At 47.6% G+C, this 1,067-nt stretch carries 1 protein-coding gene; it reads right to left on the reverse strand.

What is annotated here, in order from left to right; translation table 11 throughout:
- A partial coding sequence (locus ACWHAR_RS22930; RefSeq protein WP_452087929.1) for an ABC transporter ATP-binding protein occupies nucleotides 1-1,067 on the reverse strand: 1,067 nt, incomplete at both ends.

A 1,067-nucleotide genomic window follows, 5' to 3' on the forward strand; every position in this document is an offset into this window, starting at 1 on the left:
GGCTGCCTTTTTCAATCATTTCACCGTTTTTTAGCACCACAATCTGGTCCGCTCTTTGAATAGTGTTCAGCCTGTGGGCAATGATGACGCTTGTTCTTCCTTCCATTAAACGGGCGAGCGCTTCTTGAATGTTGACTTCTGTAACGGTATCAATGTTGCTTGTCGCTTCATCCAAAATGAGAAGAACCGGATCGGCAAGCACCGCCCTCGCTATAGAAATCAACTGCTTCTGTCCTTGACTGATGCCCGAACCGTTTTGCGTCAGCACGGTGTCATACCCTTTTGGCAGCCTTTCAATAAAGCTATGGGCATTCGCTGTTTTTGCAGCGGCTTCGACTTCCTGATCAGAAGCATCAAGCCTGCCGTAGCGAATGTTTTCTCTGATCGTTCCCTGAAATAAGAAAGAATCCTGAAGAACAAACCCCATGTTTTTTCTTAGGCTTGCTCTAGTAAGGGTTTTAATATCTGTACCATCGATTAAAATTTTTCCATCGTTAGGCTCGTAAAAACGGGCGAGAAGGTTAGTGACGGTTGTCTTCCCCGCCCCCGTCGGTCCTACAAACGCGATGGACTGCCCCGGAGGCACGGTAAACTGTAAATGCTTCAGTGTCTGCTGCCCTTTATCGTAACCGAAGGACACATCCCGGAATTCAATGCTGCCTGTTTGGATGGGCTGATGCACGGCGTTCTTTTCATCCTCGCGCTCTTCTTTTTCATCAAGCACGTCAAACACCCGTTCAGCGCCGGCGATTGCGGACAGCATCGTATTAAACTGGTTGGCCAGATCGTTTAAAGGGCGTGTAAATTGTCTTGAATACTCGGCAAAGACAACGATGGAGCCGATCGAGATCCAGCCTTTCAGCGCAAACAAACCGCCGATTGCCGCAATCATTGTAAAGCTTAAGTTATTCAAAGAGTTCATGACCTTCGGAATAAACCCGGAAATCGTCTGCGCCCAAAAGCCCGACGTCTTGAGTGCAGCGTTTTTTTCGAGGAATTCAGCAGTAATCTGCTTCTCACGTGAATATGCTTTGATGACCTTTGCGCCTGAAACAGATTCCTCAATA

This window comes from Bacillus sp. LR--39, assembly GCF_053613335.1.